The following is a 7,177-nucleotide window of genomic DNA, read 5'->3' on the forward strand; positions in this document are numbered from 1 at the left end:
GCCCCGGGGCGGAGGCGACCTCAGGGTCACCTCCGCCCCTTTCGCGCGTCTCGGCGCGGGCGCGGCCTGAGTCGCGCGTAGGCCGGCGAGCCCGTGAGTCGCGCAGCCGCATACGCCGCCTGGCGCGCGTGCGCCGGGTGGTCGCGTGCCCCGGCGTACCCCACCTGCCCGCCGGGGCGCAGGTTGGTTCGCGTATCGACGCGCGCTTCCCGTCGGGCAGCCTGGGGCGGCTGCGTGCGGCCGAAGGGGCGGTCAGGCGCGCCGGTCAGGCGGGCGTTTTTCGGGCCGTCGGGCGGAAGTCGGCGCGGATCAGCGCGAGGGCGAGGAGGGCCGTCACCAGCGCGGGTGCCGTGCTCCACGCGGAGGCCACCGCGAAACCGTGGACGTCGGCGGCGGTGCGGGCTTCCGGGCCGCCGGGGTGGGCCGCGTAGTACGACGCCGCGGCGCTCACCGCGATGGTGTTCAGCAGCGCCGCACCGATCGAACCGCCGATCTGCTGCGAGGCGTTGACGAGCGCGGAGACAACCGCCGCGTCGCCGCTGCGGTGTGCGGACATCACGGTGTTCATGACCGGGACGGTGAGAATGCCCACGCCGACACCGAAGAGCAGCAGCGCCGGCAGCACATCGGCAACGTACGTCGCGTGCGGATCCAGCCGGGTCAGCAGGAGCAGGCCCGCGCAGAAGAGCCCGAGCCCGGTGGCGATCGTCGTGCGGGGCCGCAGGAGCTGCATGAGGCGCCCGGCCACCTGGGTCGAGAAGACGACGGCGGTCACCACGTAGGCCAGGAACGCCAGTCCGGTCTCCAGCGGCGAGTACCGCATCACCGTCTGGAGCTGGTAGGTCATGCCGAGCAGCATCCCGTACGTGCAGAACGCCGACACCATGAGCGCGGCGAACGACACCGCGGTGTCGCGGTCGGTCAGCACCCGCAGCGGCACGAGCGGGTTCGCCGCGCGTGACTGCGCCGCGGCGAACGCGGTGAGGAGCAGCGCGGAGACCGCCAGCGCGGCCATGATCGGCGCCGAGCCCCACCCGCGTGTCTCGGCCTCGCCGAGGGCGTGGATCAGGGCGGCGATGCCGCCGGTGCCGAGCACGGCGCCGAGGAGGTCGAGGTCGGTCGTGCGGCGCGGGGCCGGGGGAATCGTGCGCAGCCCGCCGATGAGGACGACGGCGGCGATGGGAATGTTGACGTACAGGCAGGCGCGCCAGCCGAGCCAGTCGGTGAGCGCGCCGCCCAGGATCAGGCCGACCGCGCCGCCGGACATCGCGGTGGCGGTGTAAACCCCGAAGGCTGTCGCGCGTTCCCGGGCTTCGACGAACGTCGTGCTGATGAGCGACAGGGTCGCGGGGGCGATGAACGCGGCGAACACGCCTTGTGCGGCACGCGCTCCGATGAGCATCGCGGGGTTTCCCGCCGCGCCGCCCAGCGCGGACGCGGCGGCGAAGCCGGCGACCCCGACGAGCATCGCGGTACGGCGTCCCATGAGGTCGCCGAGCCGCCCGCCGAGGAGCAGGAGCCCGCCGAAGGCGAGGGTGTACGCCGTGACCACCCATTGCCGACCCGTGTCGGACAGGCCGACCGCGTCCTGCACGGACGGAAGCGCGACGGACACGATGGTGGAATCCAGGGTGATCATGAGCTGGGCGAGGGAGATCACCGCCAGGACGGCGACCCGCCCGGCCGGCTTGCCCGCCGCCGCGCCGCCGGGGCGGGCGTCGGACCGGTCGGTCTCCTCGGGCCGGTCCGACCGGGCTGTGGTCATGGGCGTCTCCTCCGCCGGGAGCCTCGCGGCCCGGGTGCACAAGGGGGTGGCCGGAAGAGCCGGCCGCGCGGGCACGGTAGCGGGGCGAACGCTGGTTCCCGCAACGATAGTTACGTATTGTGGGCGGGGTGAATGAACCGCTGGCCCCGCTTGACCCCGGGATGTTCGCCGACTGCGGCGGCATGCCCGGGCCCGTGCGCATCGGCGATAAATGGACCGGACGGATTTTGGCGTGTCTGGAATCCGGCCCGCGCCGTTTCTCGGAAATCCACGTCCCTTTGCGCAATGTCACCCCGAAGGTGCTGACCGAATCCCTGCGCGCCATGGAGCGCGACGGAATCATCACGCGCACCGCGTATCCGGAGATTCCGCCGCGGGTGGAATACGAGCTGACCGACCTCGGGCGCCGACTCTACGTTCTGATGCAGACCTGCTGCGGGTGGACGCGGCAGCACGGCGAGGAAATCGCGGCGGCGCGCCGGGCCTACGAGGAGCGCTCGCGGGAACGGCGCACCGCCGCGTCCGGCACGGCGGGCGGCGCCGGCCACGCTGCCTGACCGGAGGCGGCGCCGGGTCGCGCCGGCCTTCGGCCCCGCGGGCGCGGCGCCGGGCCCGGCGTCACCAGGCCACGGGCAAGTGCCGGGGCCCGCGCAGGATTCCGCCGCTGCGCCATACGACTTCGCGGGCCGGGACGGCCAACCGCAGGCCGGGGAAGCGCTCCAGGAGCGCGCCCACGACCACTTGGAGCTCCATGCGGGCGAGTTGCGCGCCCAGGCAGTGGTGGATGCCGTAGCTGAAGGCCAGGTGGCTGCTGCCGCTGCGGGTGAAGTCCATGGTCGCGGCGTCCGGGAAGACGCTTTCGTCGCGGTTGGCGGACATCAGCGAGGGCAGTACGGCCTCGCCCTTGCGCACCAGGGTGCCGCCGAGTTCGATGTCCTCGGTGGCGCGGCGGGCGAAGAACGCGCCCTTCGTGAGCGGTACGACGCGCAGCATCTCCTCGACCGCGGACTCCAGCAAGTGTGGTTCGCGCCGGAGCTGTTCCAGGTGGTCGGGGCTGGTGAGCAGGGTGTAGGCGAAGTTGCCGATCTCGCAGGCGGTGATCTCGTAGCCGGCCAGCAGCACGGCCCACGCCAGCGAGACCATCTCCGCCTCGGAGAGCCGTTCGCCGTCGTCGTGGGCCTCGACCAGTACGGTCATGAGGTCTTCGGCCGGTTCGGCGCGCCGCTTGGCGACCATCGCGGCGAGGTAGGCGCGCAGTTCGTCGTTCGCCGCGCTGATGCGGGCCATCCTGGCTTCGGCGGACTCGCCCGCGTCGGTGGAGCCGAGGATTTCGCTCCAGGTGCGGAAGCGGTGCCGGTCTTCGTAGGGGACGCCGAGGAGTTCGCAGATGACCATCATCGGCACGATGTCCGCGAACGCCTGCATGAGGTCGGCGGGTGCGCCTTTGCGCACGATGTCGTCGAGGAGTTCGTCGACGATCTCGCGGGTGCGGGGCCGCATGCGCTCGATGCGGCGCACCGAGAACGCCTTGGTGACGATGCGGCGCAGCCGGGTGTGTTCGGGCGGATCCATCATGGTCATGGCGTCCGCGCGGTGGGTGAAGGGCTGGACGCGCGGCTCGTCGTCGCCGAGGGCTTGTTCGCGGCTGAACCGCAGGTCGCCGACGACCTGTTTGACGTCGTCGTAGCGGGTGGCGAGCCAGGTCCAGCCGCCGTACGGGAGTTGCACCCGGGTCAGTGCGGGGCACGCGCGCGCCTGGGCGTAGGCCGGGTCGACGTCGAGGCGGTCGGCGTCGCTGAAGGGATAGGGGGTGGGCGGTGCCGTGCGGGCGGTCTGCTCATCGGTGGTCATGACCGCGGCCTCCTGGGGGGCTGGTCGGACGGGGTGCCGGAGCGGGGGCGTGCGCGGGCGGCCCCGGGCCCCCGGTGCGGGGGGTGCCGGGGCCGCCCGGGAAGAGGTCAGCCCTTGCGGAAGACGTCCTTGATGGCGATCTTGCCGTCGCGCATGGTGAAGACGTCCACGAAGCGGTTGAGCACCTTGCCGTCCGGCTGCCGGACGGTGGCCTGGATGTACACCTTGTCACCGGCCTCGACGAACTCCCCGTAGTCGACGGAGATGCCCTGGCGCTCGAACTCCCGCAGCACGCCGATCTGCTGGACCAGGTACTCGCGGATGGTGTCCATGGTGTACGTCGTTCCGGGCTCGTCGCCCTCCGGCGAGATCCAGATGCCGTCCTTCGCGAAGCACTCCATCGCGGTGTCGACCTCCTCGCGCTCACTGGCCCGGAAGAACAATTCGACGACTGCTTTCGACATGGTGTGGCCCTTTCGGTTCAGGTGGGATGCAGAAGGGGTTTCGGAAATTTCGGACCGCCGTTTCCGCGATGTCACCGGGCGGGCGGCTCGAACGGTGGGGCTTTTCCGGGTGTTGCGGTGCTGCCGGGCTCCGCGGTGGCAGTGCCGCGGCGGACGGCCCGGTGCGGTTCAGCTCATGCGCACGGGCAGTCGTTCGAGCGCCCGGAACTGCGCGCTGAACTTCCACACGAGTTCGTCTTCCGGCACGGCGAGTTCCCAGTGCGGAAAGCGCTCCAGCAGTTTTCCGAACACGATCTCCCCTTCCAACCGGGCCAGCGGGGCGCCGATGCAGTGGTGGATTCCGTGTCCGAAGGACAGGTGGCCCTGGGCGGGCCGGGTGACGTCCAGGCGGTCCGCGTCGGGGAAGCGCGCGGAGTCCCGGTTGGCGGCGAGGAGGGCGATGAAGACGATCTCGCCCTCCGGGATCGTCACGTCCCCGAGGGTGACCGGGGCGGTGGTGCAGCGCAGCGTCGACAGGTTCAACGGGCTTTCGTAGCGCAGCAGTTCCTCGACCGCTCCAGGCACCAGCCCCGGGTTGTCGCGCAGCAGCCGGAGCTGGTCGGGTGCGCGGAGCAGCGTGTACGTGCCGCTGCCGATGAGGCTCGCCGTGGTCTCGTACCCCGCGTTCATGAGCAGGAAGACCATGGAGAGCAGTTCGGGCTGGTCCAGGCGTGTGCCGTCTTCCTCGCGGGCCTGGATCAGGGCCGACAGCATGTCGTCGCCGGGCTGGTCGCGCTTGACGCCGACGAGTTCGGTCAGGTACGTGAAAGCCTGCCGGGTGGCGGCCTGCTTCGCCTCGGCGGTGGTGTCGAGGCCGGCGAGGGCCGTGCTCCAGGCGCGGAAGTCGCCGTGGCGTTCCTGCGGCACTCCCAGCAGCTCGCCGATGACATAGATGGGCAGGGCCATGGCGAGGCGTTCGACCAGGTCGAAGGGGACCCCGGGTTCGACGGTGTCGAGGATGTCGTCGGTGCTCTTCTCGATCCACGGCCGCAAGGTCTCCACGCGTCGGGCGGTGAAGGCGTGTCCGACCAGGCGGCGCAGCCGCGTGTGGTCGGGCGGGTCGCTGAAGAGCATGGTGCGCGGTGTGCGGGCGGGGGGTTCGCCGGAACGGACGGCGCGGGCCTGCATGATGTCGCGCAGGAGCTCGACGTCCTTCGACAGGCGCTGGTCGGCGAGCAACGCCCGGGCGTCGTCGTAGCCGGTGACGACCCAGGCGTGCAGTTCGGTGGCCAGCGTCTTGACGACGCGCCTGCGCACGCCGCCGTGTTCGCGGATCGCGGCGTAGCCGCCGTGCGGGTCCTGGGCGAAGCCCCAGCTCAGCATGTCCAGGTCGTCGGCGGAAACGGATCCCGGCGCGGTCATGGCACTCCTCGGTGTCGTCGGCGGGGTGGGCGGGAGGGCTCAGACGCGGGCGTCGAGCCAGGTGCGGACGGCGAGTGCGGCGCCGGACGCGTGCTCCTCGATGAGCGTGGTGTGGGTGCCCGCGACGACGACGCGTTCGTGGGGCGTGGGCCAGGTGGCTTGGACCGGGTCGGGGCCACTGTCAACGTCGGCCGGCAGGTCGGTACCGGTGAACCGGGCTGCGGCGACCAGCAGGACCGGGCAGCGGAGGGCTTGCGGCGTCCAGTCGCCGAACACCCCCAAGTACCGTCCCATCGCGGCGAGTTTGGCGTCGTCGACGAGTTCGGCCAGGTCTGCTCGGTCCGCCAGGTCGCGGTAGACGGCGGCCTGGAGCCGGGCCACGTGCGGGTCGTCGGGCACGTACGAGTCCAGCAGCACCACGGCGGACGGGTCGGGCATCGCGGCGTCGCGCTCCATATGCTCGGCGACCGCGTGCGCGAGCCAGCCGCCGGACGAGTAGCCGACGAGCACGAAAGGCCCGCCTCCTGCGGTGTCGCGCACCGCGTTCGCGTGCAGGCGTACGGCGGACTCGCGCGACGCGGGCAGGAACTCCTTGTCGCCGTACCCGGGCGGGGCGAGCACGGTGGTCGGGCGCCGGCCTCGGAACTCCTCGGCGAATCGCGCGAATTGCACGGGGTGCGCGGGTGCGACCAGCGACGGCAGGCAGATCAGCGGGGGGCCTTCGCCGTCGGCGGTGTAGCGCACCGCGTCGACGACCGTGTCGGACTCGTCCGTCGGTGCGGGCCCGCGCAGTTCGGCGGCTGCGGCAAGGAGCCGGATCCCCTCGGCGGCGCGCCCGGCGGTGCAGGCCTGCCGGAAGAGGCTCAGGAGCGGCGTGTCCCCGGCGCCGATCGCCGGGCCGGGCGCGGAAGGCTCGGCGGTGAACTGGTGGGCTGCCAACTCGTCGGTGATGTAGCGGGCCAGGGACGCCACGCTGTCATTCCGGAAGACGGCCGCGACGGAGAGCCGCAGCCCGGTCGCGGCGTTGAGGTGGTGGCGCAACTCGGACGCCGTAAGGGAGTTGAGCCCGAGCTCGCTGAACGACCGGTCGTCGTCGGCGCCTTCCAGCCCGGTGAGGCCGAGCACACCGATGAGATGAGCAACCACCAACTCCCGGATCCGGCCCAGGCGTTCGGTGGCATCGAGGTCGGCAAGCCACTCGCGTACGGGGCTGGGGCCGGCCGACGCTCCTGGTTCGGCGCCCGGACCGGCCGCGGTGGGACGGCCGAACGGCTCCGCGTCGCTCCCCTCGGGGGCGTCGAGCCAGAAGCGGCGGTGTTGGAAGGCGTACGTCGGAAGGTCGACGCGGCGGGGCCGTGCGGCCTCGGCGTCTCCGTCTGCGGTGAACAGCGGTGTCCAGTCGACGTGGACGCCGCGCGTGAACAGGTGCGCGAGCGCGGTGTAGACGGCCGTCGGCTCGTCGCGATCGGCGCGCAGCAGCGGCACGGCGGCCCCAGCGCCTGATTCCGCGAGCGCGTCGGCGATCATCGGGGCGAGCACGCCGTCCGGGCCCACCTCCAGGTAGGTCCTGACGCCCTGAGCGGCAAGGGTGTTGGCCGCGTCGAGGAAGCGCACGGGCTTGCGGACATGCTCGACCCAATAGTCAGCCGACGCCAACTCCCCGGCCGTCGCCACCGCACCCGTCACCGCCGACACA

6 protein-coding genes are annotated in these 7,177 nt (G+C 72.0%); 1 reads left to right on the top strand and 5 read right to left on the bottom strand.

Annotated elements, in window-relative coordinates; translation table 11 throughout:
• Positions 1 to 265 precede the first annotated feature (265 nt).
• A complete protein-coding gene (locus ACRX5W_RS28495) occupies positions 266 to 1,765 on the bottom strand; it encodes an MFS transporter (protein ID WP_436791220.1) in 1,500 nt (499 codons plus the stop codon).
• A 119-nt stretch (positions 1,766 to 1,884) separates the two neighbouring features.
• On the opposite strand from ACRX5W_RS28495, the gene ACRX5W_RS28500 reads away from it, so the two are divergent.
• Positions 1,885 to 2,322, top strand: coding sequence for a winged helix-turn-helix transcriptional regulator (locus ACRX5W_RS28500; RefSeq protein WP_436791221.1), 438 nt, complete (start codon positions 1,885 to 1,887; stop codon positions 2,320 to 2,322).
• 61 nt (positions 2,323 to 2,383) lie between these two features.
• Here the strand turns inward: ACRX5W_RS28500 and ACRX5W_RS28505 are convergent, their stop codons facing one another.
• From ACRX5W_RS28505 to ACRX5W_RS28520, 4 genes are all read right to left on the bottom strand, one after another.
• Positions 2,384 to 3,616, bottom strand: a complete 1,233-nt coding sequence (locus tag ACRX5W_RS28505; RefSeq protein ID WP_436791222.1) for a cytochrome P450 — start codon at positions 3,614 to 3,616, stop codon at positions 2,384 to 2,386.
• Positions 3,617 to 3,723: 107 nt separating this feature from the next.
• The gene (locus ACRX5W_RS28510; RefSeq protein ID WP_436791223.1) at positions 3,724 to 4,080 is read right to left on the bottom strand and encodes a nuclear transport factor 2 family protein; all 357 of its coding nucleotides are present in this window, start codon (positions 4,078 to 4,080) and stop codon (positions 3,724 to 3,726) included.
• 168 nt (positions 4,081 to 4,248) lie between these two features.
• On the bottom strand, positions 4,249 to 5,481 hold the full coding sequence (locus ACRX5W_RS28515) for a cytochrome P450 family protein (protein ID WP_436791224.1): 1,233 nt from the start codon (positions 5,479 to 5,481) through the stop codon (positions 4,249 to 4,251).
• Positions 5,482 to 5,520: 39 nt separating this feature from the next.
• Positions 5,521 to 7,177, bottom strand: a 1,657-nt coding sequence (locus tag ACRX5W_RS28520) for a thioesterase domain-containing protein (protein WP_436791225.1), incomplete at its 5' end; no start/stop codon positions are given.

The sequence above is a fragment of the Yinghuangia sp. YIM S10712 genome (assembly GCF_051388935.1).
Classification (GTDB): domain Bacteria; phylum Actinomycetota; class Actinomycetes; order Streptomycetales; family Streptomycetaceae; genus Yinghuangia.

What these genes read in the sequence shown, in the direction of transcription:
- ACRX5W_RS28505 (WP_436791222.1), bottom strand. Translation starts at nt 3,616, where the DNA reads ATGACCACCGATGAGCAGACCGCCCGCACGGCACCGCCCACCCCCTAT.
- ACRX5W_RS28515 (WP_436791224.1), bottom strand. Translation starts at nt 5,481, where the DNA reads ATGACCGCGCCGGGATCCGTTTCCGCCGACGACCTGGACATGCTGAGC.
- ACRX5W_RS28495 (WP_436791220.1), bottom strand. Translation starts at nt 1,765, where the DNA reads ATGACCACAGCCCGGTCGGACCGGCCCGAGGAGACCGACCGGTCCGAC.
- ACRX5W_RS28510 (WP_436791223.1), bottom strand. Translation starts at nt 4,080, where the DNA reads ATGTCGAAAGCAGTCGTCGAATTGTTCTTCCGGGCCAGTGAGCGCGAG.